The sequence below is a fragment of the Aliarcobacter cibarius genome (assembly GCF_013372265.1).
Taxonomy (GTDB): Bacteria; Campylobacterota; Campylobacteria; order Campylobacterales; family Arcobacteraceae; genus Aliarcobacter; species Aliarcobacter cibarius.
The window spans coordinates 1,987,968-2,006,366 of record NZ_CP054051.1 but is presented as its reverse complement, the minus strand read 5'-3'; the positions used below and the strand labels follow the sequence as shown (position 1 = coordinate 2,006,366).

Below are 18,399 nucleotides of genomic sequence, written 5' to 3'. Positions count from 1 at the left end.
AATTTTATAAACCTTTTTAAAATAAAATATATAGTACCCAAAATCTACTATTAAACTTTTTAAGATATAATTTTGGCCATGAAAAAAATATTAATTATACTTGATGGTATCGTTGCAAAGAAGTTATTACAAAGAATAGTTGAGTCAAATACAGGTGACAATAACTATGATGTTGTTTACTTAAATGATGTGATTTTACCAGTTCAAAAACCTTCAAATTTTACTTTTTATAAGTTTGATCCAACATCAAATTCAAAATTAGCTATGGTATTAGGAAAAAATATACATAGTGAAGTTTTAATGGCTCTTAATTCAAAAGATGAGATGTTGAGTGTTATAAAAAATATAAGAGAATATAAAAAAAATCTTCAAATAACAATTTTGGATTATTGGGGAATAAAGTTAAATGATCCATTTTTAAATATATATAAAGGGATTGAAGTTTTAGCAAATGGAATGGTTGAAAGATTACCTAATGTTCCAGTTTTAGCTCAAAATATTGGTTTAAAACAAGGTGAAATTATGGAGATAAGAATTCCTTTTGGAAGTTCTTATGCTTACCGTTCAATTGCTTCAATAGAACAAAAACAGTGGAGAATTTTTGGTATTTATAGAAATCAAAAAATGCTTGATTTAAAACCAACATTAGTTTTAAAACCAAACGATTTGATTTTGGTTATTGGGAAACCTACTGTTTTAATGAATATATACAATGTTATAGGTAAAACTCAAGGTCAATTCCCTATGCCTTTTGGGAGTAAAATTTACTTGTATTTAGACCTTTATTTAGAAAGTGAAAAAAGTGTAAAAAAAGCTCTTGCAGAAGCTAAGTTTTTAAACAATAAGTTGAAAAACTCACTTCTCATCATTAAAATAACAAGACCTACAACTGTTCATATAATGGATATTATTAAAGATGAAGTAAGACATTTTCCGACTATTATTTTACAAATTGATTATGCAAATAAAGGATTTAAAGAGATAATAAAAGAAGATTCAAGAAAATATAATATTGGTTTATTAATGCTTACACTTCCTATGTTTAAAAATAAAGAAGCAATAAAAGATGTTATTTTTGATCTAAAAATCCCTATATTTAAATTTGGAAAAGAGAGTTTAAGAGCTGTAAAAAATGTTGGAGTTGTTTTAAATGATAGTGGAAATTATGAACAAATATCTCCAATAGTTTTTGATGTTGCATCTCAACTTAAAGTTAAAACAAAAATATTTGATTTTGATCCTATTGGAGAAAAAGATAATCAAGTAAGGTTACTTGATCATTTTGAGAGTTTAGCAAAGATATTTAATGAGAAGCTTGAGATTATTCAAGGTAGTGAAAATCCAATTAGAGAGCTTAGAAAACAAAAAGAAATTTTACAAATTTTACCTTTAAAAGAGAAAATGTTTAGAAAGAGATTTTTTATAAAGTTCTTTTACACAAATAGTGATTTAGTATCTTTTGATATAGATAGATTTAACCAAATATTAATACCAGTATCTGATGAACAATAAAGGAAAATAATGACAAATGAAGAGTTAAATGAGGCAAGAAAGAATCCTGATTTCTTGAAATATTTAGAAGAGGCTAGATTAAACTCTATAAAATCAAAAAATATTGAACTTATGTATGAAACACTTGATTCTATGTTAGTTCTTGATTTAGATGAAGAGAAAATAAACTCTTTATACGATGAAATTTTAAAATTGGCATTTTTAAGTGTTGAAAAATTATTAAATAAAAATGAAAAATTAGATTTAAGTGAGCCTAATATTTTTTATATAAGAGCTTTATATGAACATGCAATTGAAAAATGGACAAATGAAAATTTTGCAGGAGCGAAAGAACTTTTATTTGTAATTGCTAATATTATTGAAGATGATACTTTAAAGAATTCTATAGATTGTATGATTGTTTTTTTAAACAAAGAGTTAAATTTTGATGAATTTTATGACGGGTTTGTTGATATTGAAGCTATTAATGATGATGAAAAATACGGTTATTTTTTGACAAATTTTAATTTTGAAATAGTATTATTTTTAAAAGAGAATCAAAATATTTTAGAAGAAGAGTATAAAAAATTACAGCATTTAATAATGGAGAGAAAATAGTGAGAGTTCATTTTATTGGTATTGGTGGAATTGGGCTTTCGGCCTTAGCTAGATTTTTAAATTTTGATGGACATAATGTTAGTGGTAGTGATATGAAAAGTTCTCCAATTACAAAAGAGTTGGAAAAAGAGGGAATAAAAGTATCTTGTCCTCAAGAAGCAACAAATATAACTGATGATTTAGAATTGGTAATTTATTCAGCGGCAGTGACAGATGAAAATCCAGAATTAATAGAAGCTAGGCTTAAACAAATAAGAACTCTTTCAAGAAAAGAGGCATTACCTATAATTTTAGGTGATAAGAAAAACTATTGTGTAGCCGGTGCTCATGGAAAATCGACAACAACTGCAATTTTAGCAACAATCTTACAAAGTAGTGCATTAATTGGTGCAATTTCAAAAGAGTTTGGTTCAAATTTTAGATATGTAAATGACGTTGTTGCTTTTGAAGCAGATGAAAGTGATGCATCATTTTTATTATCAAATCCTTATTGTGCAATAGTTACAAATGCTGAACCTGAGCATATGGAATATTATCATTATGATTATGATAAATTTTACGAATCCTATGAAAGATTTATCTCTTTGGCAAAAAAAAGAGTTTTAAATGCTGAAGATAAAGATATTGCTAAATTAAAATTTGAGGATGCTACACTTTTATATCCAAGTAAAGATATAAAAAATCTTTGTTACACTCTAAAAGATGGGCAACCTTGTACAAAATTTGATTTAAAAGATTATGGTACTTTTGAAGTTTGGGGATTTGGTTTTCATATAGTATTAAATGCTTCTTTAGCAATACTTGCTGCTTTAAATGAGCTTGATATTGAGACTATCAGAAAAAATCTTTTAAACTATAAAGGTATTAAAAAGAGATTTGATATCGTTCAAGCAAATGAAAAATTTGTTGTAATTGATGATTATGCACATCATCCAACAGAGATTGAAGCTACAATGAAATCTATTGAGCTATATGATAATCTTACAAATTTTAATAACAGAATAGTTCTATGGCAACCTCATAAGTATAGTAGAACTAGTGATAATCTCGAAGGTTTTAAAAAATGTTTTAGAAGATGTGATGAGTTAATTATTCTTCCTTTGTGGACTGTAGCTGGTGAGAAAAAAATAGATATCGATTTTGAAAAAGAGTTTGCTTCATATAATCCAATTTTTGCTGACAGAATTGTTTCATACAAAGGAAAAATTGAACTTATAAAAGATGATAAAATTATTAAAACTTATGATGAAGGAATATTTTTAGGTGTTGGAGCTGGTGATATAACTTATCAATTAAGATACTAAAATAAAAAAGAACTATAATAATTTTATAGTTCTTTTAACTCAAAACCAATATTCAGGATAACTTCTATTTTTGTGTAAGTTATTGTAAAACAAACTAACAACAACTAAAATTATTGAACCTATTAATGTTGGAAATATTAAATAATCCCATGATGAACCTAATAAAAATATTATAATTGGATTAGATCCTGCTGGTGGATGAACTGTTCTTGTTGCTATCATAAGTGATATTGCAGTTGCTAAAGTTAATGCCATACTTATATAATTATCTCCAATAAAATTTAAGAAAAATAGTCCTGTTAGCGATGATATAAAATGACCTAATATGACATTCCTTGGTTGTGAAAATGGACTTTTTGGAAAACCAAAAAGTAATACACAACTAGCTCCAAATGAACCCATGATTAATAAATTATTATAAGTCTTTGTAAAAATCCTAGATATAATAAATTTTATTATTATATCTATTTTTTATAAATATGGAAGCTTATTTAAAAGTACAGGTTCAACTTCTTTTAGAAGATGTTTTGATTCTTTTAAAACTTTAAATGTAATATCATAAGGATGACCAATAGCTATTGCATAACCTTGTTTTTTAGCTATTCTTATAGCATCTTTTAACTGATTTTGAATAGAGTTAAAATCTTTAGTATTATCTAAAAATGTATTTCTTACAATGTAAGGCATATTGTGTTTTACAGAATATTTTTTTGCAACAGATTTTGGACTAGTTCTACTATCTACAAAAATAAAATTATATTTTGCTAAAGCTTTATATAATTTACTCATTGCTTCATCATTTTCAGTAAATATAGATCCTGTATGATTATTTGTATATTTTGCATTTGGATACCACTCTCTAAGTTGTTTAACTCTTGCTTCGATTTGTTCATATGAATCATTTATAGTTAATGTACCAATTTCTGGACCTTTAAATGCATTAGAAGCTTGTAAAGGAAAATGTATCATATGAAATGGAACATCTTTTGCAATTTGGGCAGAATTTTTATTTTTACTTGTTGGTGGCAAGAAAGCCATAGTAATCGGATAACCAATATTTAAGATGCTCTCTTTTTGTTTTTGAGTACTTACATCATCAATGATTATTACAAGTTTTGGTTTATTTTTTGGATCATGAATAAATTTATCTTTTGAAGTTATTATAGATTTATCATCATATTTAGGTTCTTTTTTAGTTAAACTCTCTTTATCTTTGACTGTTAATTCTTTTTTTTCTTCTACTTTAGTTTTTTCATCTTTTATAATTTTTTCATCGTTGATTTTTTTTATTTCTTCGATTTTTTGAACAATTTTTTCATTTATATTTTCTTTGTTTTCTTCAATATAACTTTTCTCTAGTTCAAAGTTTGTTTCTTCAAAATGTTCTTCTTTTCCTGTTTCAGGAGTTTTAGTTGGATTTTCTTCAGTTTTTTTATCTTCAAAGATTTTTAATTCGTCAAAAATCTTTTTTTCATTTAAATTCTCATTTTGTTTGTGAGAGTATTCAATTTCTTTTATTGGTACAGATGATTGTTCAATTTTATTATCATTTAAAAATATAAAATATGAACCAATTGATACAAATATTATAGATGCTACCAGTAGTAAAAATAGTTTTGATAATTTTTTTCTTGATAGTTTTCTTTTAGTCTGACGTACTCTAGTTTTTAGTTTTGATCTTTTTTTTGCCATATAAGGAAGATTATATTTTAAGGAAAAAATTCCTTAAAATATATTAGTTAGTTTCTTGGTTTACTATTTTTTTAGAAGCAATCCATGGCATCATATTTCTTAATTTAACACCTGTTTGCTCAAGTAAAGAAGCTCTTGTATTTGCTCTTTCTGCGTTCATTCTTGGGTATCCTGCTTGACCTTCTAAGATGAAATCTTTAGCAAATACTCCATTTTGAATCTCTTTTAAGATTTGTCTCATAGCTTTTTTTGACTCATCATTGATAACTCTAGGACCAGATACATAATCTCCATACTCAGCTGTATTAGAAATAGAGTATCTCATATCAGCAATTCCACCCTCATACATTAAGTCAACGATTAATTTTAACTCATGTAAACATTCAAAATAAGCCATTTCAGGTTCATAACCAGCTTCAGTTAATACTTCAAATCCAGCTTGAACTAAAGCAGTTGCTCCTCCACAAAGAACAGCTTGCTCACCAAATAAGTCAGTTTCAGTTTCATCTTTGAAAGTTGTTTCAATAATTCCTGTTCTTCCTCCACCAATTGCACTAGCATATGCTAAAGCAACTTGTTTTGTATCACCAGATGCATCTTGGTGAACTGCGATTAAATCTGGAATTCCTCCACCTTTTACGAACTCACTTCTTACAGTATGTCCTGGAGCTTTTGGAGCAATCATCATAATGTTCATATTTGAGCTTGGAATAATTCTTTTATAGTGAATGTTGAAACCGTGTCCAAACGCTAAGTAAGCACCAGCTTTTAAATTTGGCTTAATCTCTTTTTCATAGATTTCAGCTTGATTTTCATCTGGTAATAATATCATTACTACATCAGCAATTTTTGTAGCTTCAGCAACTGTTAATACTTTAAATCCTTTTGCTTCAGCTTTTTTCCAAGAAGATCCACCTTGTCTTAATCCAACAACAATTTCAACTCCAGAATCTCTTAAGTTTTCAGCGTGAGCATGCCCTTGTGAACCAAATCCAATCATTGCAACTTTTTTTGATTTTATTAACTCTATATTACAATCTTTGTCATAGAATACATTTATAGCCATCTTTTCTACCCTCTATTTTTTTAAAAATTTATGAAGATTATACAAAAATCAAACTAAATATTAGATTTAAAAGAAAAACTATATAATAAGGTAAATAAAAGGATAAAAATTGTTAAAAGAGTTATTCAAAAAAATTTCAGAACAAGAGTTTAAATTTTCAAATCAAGAAAAAGAGCTTATTGATGACTACATAAAAGATGATGTTATTATAAAAAATGGTGAGAATTATGAAATAAATTCAAAATATAAAATTGGAATTTTAAAAATTGATAAGAATTTTGCTATCTTGGAAGATTTAGTAACCCCAATAAAAAATATTAAACTAGAACTAGATGCTTTAAATGGAGCGTTTAATAATGATTTAGTTTTAGCAAAAAGAGTTTTTAATCCAAGAAGTAAAATAAAAGCAAAGATTATAAAAGTAATAGAAGGAAAAAAAGCTGAAATATTAGTATATGTAAAAGATGGTTCTTTTTTTACATTGAAAGAAAATATTGAGTTAAAAAGTAAAAATACAAAAAAGTATAAAAATGAAGATGTTTTGTTAATAGATAATAAAGAGTTCAATGAAATTAAATTTATTGGTAATTTAAATGAACCAAATATAGATGAATTTATAAGTTTGTATATGTATGAAGAGTTATATCGAAATACAGAAAAAGTTGAAGTAGAAGAGTTTAAAGAAGATAGTAGTAATAGAATTGATTTGAGAGATTTAGCATTTTGTACAATAGATCCAAATAGTGCAAAAGATCATGATGATGCAATATATTTTGATGAAATCAATAATTTATTGTATGTAGCAATTGCTGATGTGTCATATTTTGTAAAAGAAGGGAGTGATTTAGATAAATTAGCATTTAAAAAATCATCAACGATATATTTACCAAGTAGAACTTTACCTATGCTTCCATCTGTTTTGAGTGAAAATTTGTGTTCACTAAAAGAGGGACAAGATAGATATGCATATGTTTTTAAATTGAAATTGGATTTAAAAAAGTTAAAAGTTGAAAGTAGTGAATTGTTTTCAGGAATTATAAAAAATCATAGAAATTTTTCTTATGGAAGAATAGATAGAGTTTTGGATGGAAAGCTTGATTTATATAATGATGTTGAAAAAACTATTTTTGATTATTTAATACCACTATATAAAATTACAAAAAACTTTAGAGATAGTAGACTGAAAAATGGTTATGATTTTAGAACAGCAGAGAATAGATTAAAATTAAAAAATGATTTACTTGAAAATATTGAAGTAGAAAAATCAACAGCTTCTCACCAACTAATAGAAGAGTGTATGCTTTTAGCAAATATTGAAGCTAGCAAGAAAGTTGGAGCTTTGGGTATATTTAGAATCCATGAAGAACCTGATTTTAAAGCTTTATCTAAATTAGTTGATGATGTTAATGTTTTAGGAGTAAAAGCAAAGATAAAAGATAATGTTCATCAAACAATTACTCATATACAAGAAGAAGCAAGTAAGTTATTGTTAAGAGATGAAGTTGATGAGCTTATTATTCAAAGTTTGACTCAAGCAAAATATAGTTCAAAAAATTTAGGACATTTTGGATTAGGATTTAAATCTTATTCTCATTTTACAAGTCCGATTAGAAGATATTCAGATTTAGTATTACATCGTATTTTAAAAAGTAAAAAATTACCAAAGGATTTAGATGATATATGTACACATATTTCAGATCAAGAGAGAAAAATAGATAAATTAGTATGGGATTTTGAAGATAGAAAATATGCAAGATGGGCTAAAGCAAATATAGGAAACGAAATTAAAGTAAAAATAGTGGATACAGAAAAAGCCAAAGCTGTATGTTATGATAAAGTTATAGGGCTTAAGCTAGTAATTGAAAATTATAAAGGGCAGAAACTATTTTCAAAACATAGAGTGAAAATAGTTTCTTGTTGTTTAGCTACGAAGCTAATAGTTGCTATTTTAGTGTAGCGCACTTGTCTATTGTAGCAAGGAAAGGCTCTACCTTTTCATTTGTTACATATTGACCAATTAATTTTTCTTTTTCATTAATGAAAATTGGAGAAACTAAGTTTACAATCGAGTACTCAATTGGATCTTGAGATACAACAACAAAATAAGTATCGAAATCTTCTTTAGATTTGATTTTTAACGCAGAAAGAGCTTTTTCATCTATTTCGAAATCAAAATTTACTTTGTTTAAAACATTAATGTTTACAATAGTTATCTTAGTTTTATCTTCTAAAACTAAAAATGAGAAAAATTCATCAATTTTCTCAATAGAAACATTTGAAGACCCCTCAAAACCTAAAATTGGTAGAACAATTTTATACATAATAACCCCTTTATTGTTAAATTAAAAAATTATATTGAAAGTAAACTTAGGATATTATTTTCTTATGTATAAAAATGAATTCGATAATTGCCTTAGGCAAAATAAAATTTACAAATCATATATGTTTTATGGACAAAGTATATATTTAATTGAAAGATATGCCTTGGATATTGCTAAAGTATTAGCACAAGGTGATGATATTGAAAAGTTATATTTTGATGAGTATGATTTTAAAGATGCTAAAAATAAGCTTCTTCAATCTTCATTGTTTTCAAATAGTAATGTATTGCTTATAAAAATAGATAAAAAAATTCCTAAAAAAGAGTTAGATTCTTTAGTTGAAGCTTGTAATACAAATCCAAATAGCAGGCTTATAATTGCTTGCTTAGGTGATGCAGATTTTAAAACTATGGAGAGTAGTTTTTCAGAAAAAACAAACTCTGCATTTGTAAGGTTTTTTCAGCCAAGTGATAATGAAGCTATTAATTTTTTAGAGTTTGAAGCAAAGAATTTAGGAATGAAATATGAACTAAATGCTTTAAGCCATCTATATTTTATGCATAAAACAGATTTGGCACTTTGCGTAAATGATCTCAAAAAATTAGCTGTTTTAGATGAATTAGTTAATATAAATATGGTTGATTCAAACTGTTTTGGTATGGCTAGTGTAAATTTTGAAGATTTTTTACATGATTTGCTAAGTGGAAAAGATATAAGTGAAGATTTAAATGGAATTTTAGAAGAAGGAACAAATGAAATTTTTATTTTAAATCAAATTACATCTTTTGTTCAACAGTTATTTATGATTAGTTCTTATGCTAGAAGTTTTGGACAAGCAAACCCAAAAGAGATTTTAGGATATATTCCTCCAAAAAATATTTGGGAAAAAAAATCAAAATTAGCAATAAATAGGAAGCCAAAGGATTTTGAAGATATTTTGGAGTATCTTTTAAATCTAGAACTAGAACTTAAAATTGGGAAAATAGATAATATAAATTTGTATTTACAAGCAAGTCTAAGAAAATTTACAGTTTTATTTAGATAAAATCCGAAACTTTACAAAAAATAAATCCTTGCTGATGAAATGGGAAATGTAAAGAAAAATCGGCACAATCTATAAGGAGAATAAATGTCAAAATTAAAACATTACGAAACAATGTTTATCTTAAAGCCTACATTAACTGAAGAAGAAACTGTAGCACAGTTAGAAGGAATTAAAGCACTTTTTGAAAAAAATGGTGCAGAAATTGTTTCAACAGATAATATCGGTATTAAAGAGTTAGCTTACGAAATCGAAAAGCAAAAAAGAGGTTATTACTATGTAATATATTTCAGAGCTCCAGCTGCTGCGATTGCAGAAATTGAAAGAAATTACAGAAATAATGAAGAATTAATTAGATTTATATTTATTAAATTTGAATCTAAAAAAGAGATTACTTCTTGGACAAAAATGAGTGATGAGGCAGCAAAAAAAGCTTCTAAATAGTTAAAAATAAAGGGACCTTAATATGTATAATAAAGTAATTATGGTTGGAAACTTAACAAGAGATATCGAGTTAAGATATTTACCTTCTGGAACAGCAGTTTCTAAAAGTGCTATTGCTACTTCGTATAAGTATAAATCACAAGCTGGTGAACAGAAAGAAGAAGTTTGCTTTTTAGATATTAACTTTTTTGGAAGATCAGCTGAAATTGCTAATCAATACCTAAAAAAAGGTTCTAAAGTTTTAGTAGAAGGAAGACTTGTTTTTGAACAGTGGACAGCGCAAGATGGAACTACAAGAAACAGACACTCATTAAGAGTAGAAGAGATGAAAATGTTAGATTCTAAATCTTCAAGTGAGGGTGGTAGTTATAACTCTAATCAGGGGTCATATAACCAAAACTACAACCAAATTCCACAAAATCAATATAACAATCAAAATTCTTATGATAATTTTGGTGGTGCTGCTAGTCCTCAAAAGCAAAAGTTTGAGCAAAGAGTACCTGAAATCGATATTGAAGACGATGAAATACCGTTCTAGAAAAAAGGATAAAAAATGGCAGAAAGAAGAAAATACGGAAAAAAATCTTGTAAATATACTGAAATGAAAGTTGATTTCATTGATTATAAAAACACTGAGTTATTAAAAATTTCTATGAGTGAAAGAGGTAAAATTATGCCTAGAAGACTTACTGGAAATTCTAAAAATGCTCAAGAAATGGTAGAAAAAGCAATAAAAAGAGCAAGACACATGGCTTTAGTTCCATATGTTGTTGATACTCAAAATGTTTCTGATACTGCATACGCAAGAACATTTTTATAATTAATTTATAAAAGAATTTGAAAAGGGGCTAGAAGTTTTTTTCTAGTCCCTTTTTTTATATTTAGCTTTTATAGTTTTTCCCAAACAACACCTGTTGGTGTATCCATAATTGAAATATTCATAGCTGTTAATTCATCTCTAATACTATCAGCTTTTGTAAAATCTTTATTTTTTTTAGCTTCAGTTCTTTGTTCAATAAGTTTTTCAATTTTTAGTTTATTGTTTTCATCAATACCAAATTGAAAATAAGAATATGCATCATTTCCGCCAAAACCTAAAATAGATTGAATAAACTCTATATTAGTAACAATTTCTTGTTTTAAATTTTTATCTTTTGGGTTTTTATCTAGATTATCATTTGAAGTATTTATAAAATCGTCAATAATAGATAATGCTAAAGATGTATTTAAATCATCATTTAAAGCTTCAAGAATAGAAGATCTAAATTTTTCATTTGTCAATGAACTAGAAACACCATAAACTCTTTTTTTTACTCTATAAAGTTTATCAAGTCTCTTTTTCGATACTAATAAATCTTCTTCATTAAAACTAATATCTGCTCTATATGAAGAGCTAAGTAAATAGAATCTTACAACTTCTCCGCTGTATGATTTTAGAACATCTTTTAGAAAAAATGAGTTTCCAAGAGATTTACTCATTTTTTCACCATTTATATTTACAAATCCATTATGCATCCAATATTTTGCTAGATTTTGACCAGATGAGCATCTAGTTTGACTAGCTTCATTTTCATGGTGAGGAAATAGTAAATCAGCTCCTCCACAGTGAATATCTATTTGAAAAGCTTCATCTGTATATGCCAAATGTTTTTTAATCATGGCACTACATTCTATATGCCAACCTGGTCTTCCTTTTCCAAAACTTGAGATATAAGAGACATCATTTGTTTTCTCAAATTTCCAAAGAGCAAAATCAGAACTATTTCTTTTTTCATTATTAGTTTCAACTCTAGATATTGACTTATCATCACTTGCTTGATTTGATAGTGTTCCATATAAGTTATCTTTTGATACATCAAAATATACACTATCAGTAGTTTTGTATGCAATGTCTTTTTTAAGTAAATCTTCTATCATTTCTTGCATAGCATTTAAGTTTTCTGTAGCTTTTGGTTCAAAAGTATTTGGAAGAATATTTAAAGAAGTCATATCATTTTTATAATTATTTATATAAAAATTTGTGATTTCATCTAAAGATTTACCAGTTTCATTCATTTTCTTAATTATCTTATCATCAATATCTGTAAAATTTTTTGCAAAAATAACTTCATATCCATTTGCTTTTAAAACTCTATGAAGTAAATCAAAAGCTATTGCACTTCTTGCATGTCCTAAATGAGAATTATCGTAAACTGTTGGTCCACAAACATAAATTTTTACAATACCCTCTTTTAAAGGTAGAAATTCTACCTTTGCTTTTTTTGATGAGTCATAAAAATATATATTTTTCATATTATTTGAATAAGGCTTCAAGGCTTGATGTATCAGTTGTTTTTTCTTCAGATTCGTTGTTGTTTTTATCTAAAGAAGAAATACCTTGAGAATTTGATGCAATTTCAACAAGTTCAATTTCATATTTAGTAAGCATCGATGCTAATCTTATATTTAATCCATCTTTTCCAATTGCTTTAGATTTTTGATCACTGCTTATTGTAACAACAGCTTTTCCTTTTTCGCCATTTTTTGGCTCAGCGTCTATTTTAACACTGTTTACTAAAGCAGGACTTAATGATCTAGCAACAAATATTTCAGGAATAGTTGAGTATTCAACACAATCTATACTTTCTTTGCTTAGTTGAGCAGAAACAGCATTTATTCTTACTCCTTTTACACCAACAATTGCACCAATAGGATCTATTTGCTCACTTGTTGTTGATAGGGCAATTTTTGATCTAGTTCCTGGAATTCTAGCACTAGCTTCAATTTTAATTTTCTCATCTTTTAATTCAGGTACTTCTAAAGCTAAAAGATTTTCTAAGAATTTTGGGCTAGTTCTTGATAATTCTATAATAAGACCTAGATTTTTATCAATATTTACACCTTTAACAACAGCTTTTAAAGTATCTCCAACTTTAAATTTTTCACCTTTAATTCTATTTTTTCTTAATAAAACACCTTTTATCTCTCCAATTTCAATAAAAGTGCTTTCATTTTTATCAACTCTAGATACAACACCAGATACGATTTTGCCAATTTTTTCTTTGTATTTTGAAAGAATATTTTCTTCTACAAATCTTTGTAATCTAAATTCAAAATTACTTGAAAGAATTGTTGCTGCATTTCTCCCCATATTTTCAAATTCTAATTCATAACTTAAAAAATCTCCAATTTCTAAATCTGAATTTATATCTTTAGCAGCATCTATACTAATATAATTTTCACTATTAATTATATTTCCTTCTTCATCTTTTGCATCACCAAAAAGTCTTCTATCTTCATCAGCAATAACTTCTATTTTTTGAAGAAGAACCAATTTTTTATTTGCTCTATCTATTTTTGCATCAAAAATTAAAGTATGGTCTACCATTTTTTGAGCAGTTTTAATTAAAGCTTCTTTCAATGCATTTTCAACATCATCAATTTTTAAACCTTTTTCGTAGGCAATTGAATCTAAAATATCTATTATTTTATCCATGATTATCCTTAGTTTTTGTGACATTGAAATGTAAAATGTGATTTTCAATGTAAGCGTAGAAGGGGATTTTATCGAAAATAGCCTTTTATAGAAATTAAAGCAATTTTTAAATAAAATGTATGACTAATTATCAAAAAAAAGGTTTAATAAATGGAATTATTATTTGCAAGAAAAGAGTTAAATGAAAAGCCAAAAAAGGCTCAATTAGATAAAATTAAAGAGGAGTTAGCAAGAGATAAGCAAAAAATCTTCTACTTTGATAGAGATAATTCTCATAAAGATATGATGGCATTGGTTGATGCTTTAGAAAAAGAAGGTTTTAACGTATATTTTAGAGAAATTAAATATGGTTTAGCTGATGATGAATATATGTATGAGGTTCATGCACTTTAAAATTTAAGTGTTACAAAGTTATGAGTAAAAAACTATTTATACAAACATTAGGGTGTCAAATGAATGACACTGATAGTAAGCATATTCAAGCTGAGTTGGAAAAACATAAAGGTTATACTCCTACTCAAAATATTGAAGATGCTGATTTAATTATTATTAATACTTGTTCTGTAAGAGAAAGACCTGTACAAAAACTTTTTTCAGAAATTGGTCAATTTAATAAAAAGAAAAAAGAGGGCGCTAAAATTGGAGTTTGTGGATGTACAGCTTCGCATTTAGGACAAGATATTATAAAAAGAGCACCTTATGTTGATTTTGTTTTAGGTGCTAGAAATATTTCAAAAATAAAAGATGTTGTGGATATAAAAGGTTCAGTTGAAGTTTCGATTTCAAATGATGATTCTCAATATGAATTTGCAATAGCAAAAAATAATAACTTTAGAACTAGTGTTAATATTTCTGTTGGATGTGATAAAGAGTGTACTTATTGTATAGTTCCTAGTACTAGAGGAGATGAAATATCTATTCCGCCTGAAATGATTGTATCTCAGATACAAAAAGCAGTTGATAATGGTGCTGTTGAAGTTGCGCTTTTAGGACAAAATGTAAACTCTTATGGAAAAAGATTTAGTGATAAAAGAGAGAAGTATAGTTTTACAAAATTACTTCAAGATGTATCAAAAATCGAAGGACTTAAAAGAATAAGATTTACATCTCCACATCCATTACACATGGATGATGTGTTTATTGAAGAATTTGCAAAAAATCCAAAAATCTCTAAATGTATTCATATGCCTCTTCAAAGTGGTTCAACAGCTATTTTAAAAGCTATGAAAAGAGGATATACAAAAGAATGGTTTTTAAATAGAGCAGAAAAGCTTAGAAGTTTGATTCCAGATTTAAGAATAACAACTGATATAATTGTTGCATTCCCTGGAGAAACAAGAGAAGATTTTGAAGATACTTTAGATGTTGTAAGACAAGTAAAATTTGATCAAATTTTTAACTTTAAATATTCTCCAAGACCTGGAACAAAAGCACTAGAGCTTAAAGATCAGGAAATTGATGATGAAACTGGAAGTGCAAGACTAGAAGAGTTAATAGAACTTCATAAAAGATATTTAGAAGATAGTATGCCTTTAATGATTGGAAAAACTGTAAATGTTTTAATTGAAAGTTTAAAGCCAAATGGTGAAGTGAGTGGATACACAGATAATTATTTTTTAGTATTTACAAAAGGTAGTGATGAACTTCTTGGAAAATTTGTAGATGTAAAAATAACAAGTGCTACAAGAACATCATTAAAAGGTGAAATTGTAAAATAATGTGGAAGAAATTTAAAAAAGATATCGCACCATATTTTTTATACTTTATTGTAAAATTTATATATTTTACAAATAAAAAAGTATATCATCATCCAGCTCATGACGATAAAGAGCCTTTTATTGTTTGTATGTGGCATGGTGATTTAATTTCTCAGATTTATAATTATTTTGGTTTTAGAAAAAATGGTGTTGTAAAAGCTATGGTTAGTGAAAATAGAGATGGTGAAACTATTACAAAACTAGCCGCTATGTTTAGAATTTGGGCAATTAGAGGTTCTAGTTCTAAAGGAGCTGCCAAAGTTATGTTATCAGCTTTAAAAGAATTAAAGTTAGGTAATGATGTTGCAATAAGTCCAGATGGACCAAGAGGTCCAAGACATAGTATTGCAGATGGAATAGTTATAATTGCACAAAAGAGTGGAAAAAAAATAGTTTGTTTTAATACTATACCAACTAGATATTGGCAATTTAATTCTTGGGATAAATTTGTACTTCCAAAACCTTTTGGAAAAATAGATTTTTATATTAGTGAACCTTTTAGTGTTGATGGAATGGAACTTGAAGAAGCGAAAGCTTTAATTAAAGAAAAAATGTTAGTTCATACAATGAAGTAGGAAAAATGTTTAAAAAAGAGTCTTTATATATAAATGTTTTAAAAAGTGATACTCAATTAAAAATGGAGTATAGAAAATTTAGTAATAATTTGATTTTAGAGACTAATAATTCTAATTTTATCTGTAAAGATGATATTTTACCTGCAGATATAGCACAAAAATTAAATAGTTCTCAAGAAGAAACAGATTTTACTTATATTTCAACAATACTTTTAAGTGATACAACATCTCTAGTACCAAAAGAACTTTCATCTAAAATTAAAGATTGTGAGATTGCAAAATTTAATTTAGAGTATGATATTGCTGTTTTAAAAACGACACTTTTTGAAACGAAAAACTTTTTTGTAAAGACAGGAATAGATTTTATATATTCTGCTTTTCATGTAATGAATCTATATGTTGAAAAAAATATATGTAAAAGTGAATTTTTATCACTTATTTATAATGATAAAGCATACATTCTTATTCTAAATAGTAGTGGAATTATTGTAGACAATAAAATTGTTGATTTACCAACTTTCCAATCTGTAAAAGGTACACATTTTTATGATGATGACTTAGAAGCACAAAAGTTATTTAACGAAATTTATTATTTTGAATTAAATTCAATAATTCAAAATGGATTGAGCGAATTTTATTCTAGTCATAAAAATACATTTATAGAAAAAGTAACATTATTATATACACAAAAACAACTAGAACATAGTGATATTGAGAAACTTTCAAATGAACTTTTTTTAAAAGTTGATTATATCCCTATTCAAATTGATGAAGAAATTTTTGAGCTAGCTAAAGATACTAGAAATCAAAAAAGTTTTATTGAACCTAGAAAGAAAAGAAAAAAAAGAGACTTTAAATATGTTTATTTTGTAATTTTCTTAGCTGTTTTAATGGCCGGATTATATAAATTCTATACATTACTTGATATTGATGCTTTAAAAGAGAGATTTACCCCTACAAAACAAGAAGAATTTGTAGCTACTAACAATTCACTAGCTCTTCCAGATCATGTAAATTTAAATGATAAAATTGAAAAAGAGATAAAAGCAGTATTTAATACAATAGCTGATGGTATATCGATAAATAGTTTTAGATTAAATAAAAATAATCTTGAGATGGAGTTGTTTTCTAAAGATGAAGAAAATTTAGCTTTAATGAGACCATTACTTATTTCTATATTTGAAAATGTTAAAGTTGAAAGTGTAGAAAAAGGAAAGAAACAAGATTTTAAAGCATTAGTTTTAGCAAAAGATTTTAAAAATTTTAATACAAATTATAAAGCATTTGATAAAGAGTATTTAAATGATGAGTTAATGTCAAATGAAAGAGTTTTAGAACAACTAAAAATATTTTTACCTGAAAATGCAATTATTAGATATATTGGTGAGCAGAAAAAAGAGTTTTTACAGTATAGCTACATAATAAATATTTTGGTAAAAGAGCCAAAAGAATTTTTTACTTTAGTTGAGAATTTAAATGAAGAACTTTATTCAATAAATATTAATTATCCTATTAATATGATTAAAAAAGATAATATTATTGAAATAGAGTTTAATTTAGATTTTAATCAAGAAAAAGAGAGCAAATAGTTTATTTAGCTATTTTTCTTTTTAAAAAGATGATTTTTTCATCACCTAAATAGTTTTCATGTAATATTTCAAAATCTATATCTAAAGATTTAGAAGTATTAATACCTCCTCTTATTTTTGGAGATACTATTAAAATAATAAAATCTATTTTGTCTTTTAGTGTATCTAAAAGATTATATACGCCTTCAACCATTACAAATTTATAATCTAATATTTTAAATAAATCATCACTTATAATTACTTTTCTATTAGGTATTGAAAATAAAGGAATAGTTTGAGGGAATACTTTACTTTTACTATATATAAAAATATTAGGTTCTTTTCCTTTTACATATCTTGTATCAAGGATAGGTTTATCTATTCTTACAGTATTTCCACCAACTAAGAGTAGGTCTATTTTATCTCTTAGTGTATGCACATATAACTTAGCTCTTTGGCTACTTATTTTACCATCAATCATGCCATTTAATGTTTGTGCCATTTTAAAGAATATACAAGTTTTATTTTGCCAAGATTTGAAGGGCAAGAGTAAGTTATCACAATCTTTTTGAAGAATATCTAGGGTAACTAGTATACCACTTTCTTTTAAAGTGTTTATTCCTCCGCTTGCAATTTTGTTTATATCAAGAGAACCAATAATTACTCTTTTAGGTTTTAATAGAGCTAAAAGTTTTGCGCAAGATGGAGTTTTCCCCTCATGATTACAAGGTTCTAGTGTTGTATATACTTCACAGTCATTAAAAAAATTATTATGATTTTTAACTAAAAAGTCATGAATCTCGTGGCTAGAATTTTTAATTTTTAGTACAGAATTTGAATCTTGTGTTAAAAAAGCTGTTTTTAAAGCATTGATTTCCGCATGAGGTAAACCTGCTTCTGTATGAGCTTCTATTGCTAAGATTTTACCATTTTTTACTATAACACAACCAACAGCAGGGTTAGGGTAAGTTAGGAGTTGATATTTCCAAGCCTCATCAATGGCTAATTTCATATAGAAATTATCATTAATTTTCATATAAACTTAC

The 18,399-nt window shown here is 26.5% G+C and carries 19 protein-coding genes; 12 read left to right on the top strand and 7 right to left on the bottom strand.

Annotated features, from left to right (window positions below):
- Positions 1 to 78 precede the first annotated feature (78 nt).
- The 3 genes from ACBT_RS10105 to murC are packed head-to-tail and all read left to right on the top strand — an operon-like array spanning position 79 to position 3,413.
- Positions 79 to 1,512: a COG3400 family protein gene (locus ACBT_RS10105; protein WP_228130278.1), complete on the top strand. Its 1,434-nt coding sequence runs from the start codon at positions 79 to 81 to the stop codon at positions 1,510 to 1,512.
- 9 nt (positions 1,513 to 1,521) lie between these two features.
- Positions 1,522 to 2,109 carry a hypothetical protein gene (locus tag ACBT_RS10100; protein WP_024774547.1) on the top strand — a complete coding sequence of 196 codons (588 nt, stop codon included), beginning with the start codon at positions 1,522 to 1,524 and terminating at the stop codon, positions 2,107 to 2,109.
- A complete protein-coding gene (gene murC, locus ACBT_RS10095; RefSeq protein WP_024774548.1) occupies positions 2,109 to 3,413 on the top strand; it encodes a UDP-N-acetylmuramate--L-alanine ligase in 1,305 nt (434 codons plus the stop codon). Before ACBT_RS10100 ends, murC begins: the two co-directional genes overlap by 1 nt.
- Before the next feature lie 39 nt (positions 3,414 to 3,452).
- Here murC and ACBT_RS10090 read toward each other — a convergent pair whose 3' ends face one another.
- Genes ACBT_RS10090 through ilvC form a run of 3 tightly spaced genes read right to left on the bottom strand, consistent with a single transcriptional unit; the run spans position 3,453 to position 6,171 of the window.
- The gene (locus ACBT_RS10090) at positions 3,453 to 3,848 is read right to left on the bottom strand and encodes an HPP family protein (RefSeq protein WP_456057510.1); all 396 of its coding nucleotides are present in this window, start codon (positions 3,846 to 3,848) and stop codon (positions 3,453 to 3,455) included.
- A 36-nt stretch (positions 3,849 to 3,884) separates the two neighbouring features.
- Complete coding sequence (locus tag ACBT_RS10085) at positions 3,885 to 5,105, bottom strand: divergent polysaccharide deacetylase family protein (protein WP_024774550.1); 1,221 nt, start codon at positions 5,103 to 5,105, stop codon at positions 3,885 to 3,887.
- Between the two features lie 43 nt (positions 5,106 to 5,148).
- Positions 5,149 to 6,171 carry a ketol-acid reductoisomerase gene (gene ilvC, locus ACBT_RS10080; RefSeq protein WP_024774551.1) on the bottom strand — a complete coding sequence of 341 codons (1,023 nt, stop codon included), beginning with the start codon at positions 6,169 to 6,171 and terminating at the stop codon, positions 5,149 to 5,151.
- 109 nt (positions 6,172 to 6,280) lie between these two features.
- On the opposite strand from ilvC, the gene ACBT_RS10075 reads away from it, so the two are divergent.
- A complete protein-coding gene (locus ACBT_RS10075) occupies positions 6,281 to 8,128 on the top strand; it encodes an RNB domain-containing ribonuclease (protein WP_024774552.1) in 1,848 nt (615 codons plus the stop codon).
- Here ACBT_RS10075 and fliW read toward each other — a convergent pair.
- A complete protein-coding gene (gene fliW / locus ACBT_RS10070; RefSeq protein ID WP_024774553.1) occupies positions 8,115 to 8,492 on the bottom strand; it encodes a flagellar assembly protein FliW in 378 nt (125 codons plus the stop codon). The genes ACBT_RS10075 and fliW overlap by 14 nt on opposite strands.
- 64 nt (positions 8,493 to 8,556) lie before the next feature.
- Here fliW and holA point away from each other — a divergent pair, with 64 nt between their 5' ends.
- The 4 genes from holA to rpsR all read left to right on the top strand — a co-directional run bounded on the left by holA (position 8,557) and on the right by rpsR (position 10,798).
- A complete protein-coding gene (holA, locus tag ACBT_RS10065) occupies positions 8,557 to 9,537 on the top strand; it encodes a DNA polymerase III subunit delta (protein WP_024774554.1) in 981 nt (326 codons plus the stop codon).
- 84 nt (positions 9,538 to 9,621) lie between these two features.
- On the top strand, positions 9,622 to 9,978 hold the full coding sequence (gene rpsF / locus ACBT_RS10060) for a 30S ribosomal protein S6 (RefSeq protein WP_024774555.1): 357 nt from the start codon (positions 9,622 to 9,624) through the stop codon (positions 9,976 to 9,978).
- Between the two features lie 22 nt (positions 9,979 to 10,000).
- A complete protein-coding gene (locus ACBT_RS10055) occupies positions 10,001 to 10,516 on the top strand; it encodes a single-stranded DNA-binding protein (RefSeq protein ID WP_024774556.1) in 516 nt (171 codons plus the stop codon).
- A gap of 15 nt (positions 10,517 to 10,531) precedes the next feature.
- A complete protein-coding gene (gene rpsR, locus ACBT_RS10050) occupies positions 10,532 to 10,798 on the top strand; it encodes a 30S ribosomal protein S18 (protein ID WP_024774557.1) in 267 nt (88 codons plus the stop codon).
- Positions 10,799 to 10,866: 68 nt separating this feature from the next.
- Here the strand turns inward: rpsR and cysS are convergent, their stop codons facing one another.
- Positions 10,867 to 12,261, bottom strand: coding sequence for a cysteine--tRNA ligase (gene cysS / locus ACBT_RS10045; protein WP_024774558.1), 1,395 nt, complete (start codon positions 12,259 to 12,261; stop codon positions 10,867 to 10,869).
- A 10-nt stretch (positions 12,262 to 12,271) separates the two neighbouring features.
- Positions 12,272 to 13,453, bottom strand: coding sequence for a transcription termination factor NusA (nusA, locus tag ACBT_RS10040; RefSeq protein WP_024774559.1), 1,182 nt, complete (start codon positions 13,451 to 13,453; stop codon positions 12,272 to 12,274).
- Between the two features lie 150 nt (positions 13,454 to 13,603).
- On the opposite strand from nusA, the gene ACBT_RS10035 reads away from it, so the two are divergent.
- Genes ACBT_RS10035 through ACBT_RS10020 form a run of 4 tightly spaced genes read left to right on the top strand, consistent with a single transcriptional unit; the run spans position 13,604 to position 17,374 of the window.
- Entirely contained in the window at positions 13,604 to 13,846 is a 243-nt protein-coding gene (locus ACBT_RS10035; RefSeq protein WP_024774560.1) for an HP0268 family nuclease, read from the top strand.
- Positions 13,847 to 13,866: 20 nt separating this feature from the next.
- Positions 13,867 to 15,171: a tRNA (N6-isopentenyl adenosine(37)-C2)-methylthiotransferase MiaB gene (miaB, locus tag ACBT_RS10030; RefSeq protein ID WP_024774561.1), complete on the top strand. Its 1,305-nt coding sequence runs from the start codon at positions 13,867 to 13,869 to the stop codon at positions 15,169 to 15,171.
- Positions 15,171 to 15,785 carry a lysophospholipid acyltransferase family protein gene (locus tag ACBT_RS10025; RefSeq protein WP_024774562.1) on the top strand — a complete coding sequence of 205 codons (615 nt, stop codon included), beginning with the start codon at positions 15,171 to 15,173 and terminating at the stop codon, positions 15,783 to 15,785. Before miaB ends, ACBT_RS10025 begins: the two co-directional genes overlap by 1 nt.
- Positions 15,786 to 15,790: 5 nt before the next feature.
- Complete coding sequence (locus tag ACBT_RS10020) at positions 15,791 to 17,374, top strand: hypothetical protein (RefSeq protein WP_024774563.1); 1,584 nt, start codon at positions 15,791 to 15,793, stop codon at positions 17,372 to 17,374.
- Position 17,375: 1 nt separating this feature from the next.
- Here ACBT_RS10020 and ribD read toward each other — a convergent pair whose 3' ends face one another.
- On the bottom strand, positions 17,376 to 18,389 hold the full coding sequence (gene ribD, locus ACBT_RS10015) for a bifunctional diaminohydroxyphosphoribosylaminopyrimidine deaminase/5-amino-6-(5-phosphoribosylamino)uracil reductase RibD (RefSeq protein ID WP_024774564.1): 1,014 nt from the start codon (positions 18,387 to 18,389) through the stop codon (positions 17,376 to 17,378).
- Positions 18,390 to 18,399 lie beyond the last annotated feature (10 nt).

Excerpts from the sequence above, each read along its gene's own strand:
- ACBT_RS10105 (WP_228130278.1), top strand. The coding sequence starts at position 79 with ATGAAAAAAATATTAATTATACTTGATGGTATCGTTGCAAAGAAGTTA.
- ACBT_RS10100 (WP_024774547.1), top strand. The coding sequence starts at position 1,522 with ATGACAAATGAAGAGTTAAATGAGGCAAGAAAGAATCCTGATTTCTTG.
- ACBT_RS10085 (WP_024774550.1), bottom strand. The coding sequence starts at position 5,105 with ATGGCAAAAAAAAGATCAAAACTAAAAACTAGAGTACGTCAGACTAAA.
- ilvC (WP_024774551.1), bottom strand. The coding sequence starts at position 6,171 with ATGGCTATAAATGTATTCTATGACAAAGATTGTAATATAGAGTTAATA.
- fliW (WP_024774553.1), bottom strand. The coding sequence starts at position 8,492 with ATGTATAAAATTGTTCTACCAATTTTAGGTTTTGAGGGGTCTTCAAAT.
- holA (WP_024774554.1), top strand. The coding sequence starts at position 8,557 with ATGTATAAAAATGAATTCGATAATTGCCTTAGGCAAAATAAAATTTAC.
- rpsF (WP_024774555.1), top strand. The coding sequence starts at position 9,622 with ATGTCAAAATTAAAACATTACGAAACAATGTTTATCTTAAAGCCTACA.
- ACBT_RS10055 (WP_024774556.1), top strand. The coding sequence starts at position 10,001 with ATGTATAATAAAGTAATTATGGTTGGAAACTTAACAAGAGATATCGAG.
- rpsR (WP_024774557.1), top strand. The coding sequence starts at position 10,532 with ATGGCAGAAAGAAGAAAATACGGAAAAAAATCTTGTAAATATACTGAA.
- nusA (WP_024774559.1), bottom strand. The coding sequence starts at position 13,453 with ATGGATAAAATAATAGATATTTTAGATTCAATTGCCTACGAAAAAGGT.
- ACBT_RS10035 (WP_024774560.1), top strand. The coding sequence starts at position 13,604 with ATGGAATTATTATTTGCAAGAAAAGAGTTAAATGAAAAGCCAAAAAAG.
- miaB (WP_024774561.1), top strand. The coding sequence starts at position 13,867 with ATGAGTAAAAAACTATTTATACAAACATTAGGGTGTCAAATGAATGAC.
- ACBT_RS10025 (WP_024774562.1), top strand. The coding sequence starts at position 15,171 with ATGTGGAAGAAATTTAAAAAAGATATCGCACCATATTTTTTATACTTT.
- ACBT_RS10020 (WP_024774563.1), top strand. The coding sequence starts at position 15,791 with ATGTTTAAAAAAGAGTCTTTATATATAAATGTTTTAAAAAGTGATACT.
- ribD (WP_024774564.1), bottom strand. The coding sequence starts at position 18,389 with ATGAAAATTAATGATAATTTCTATATGAAATTAGCCATTGATGAGGCT.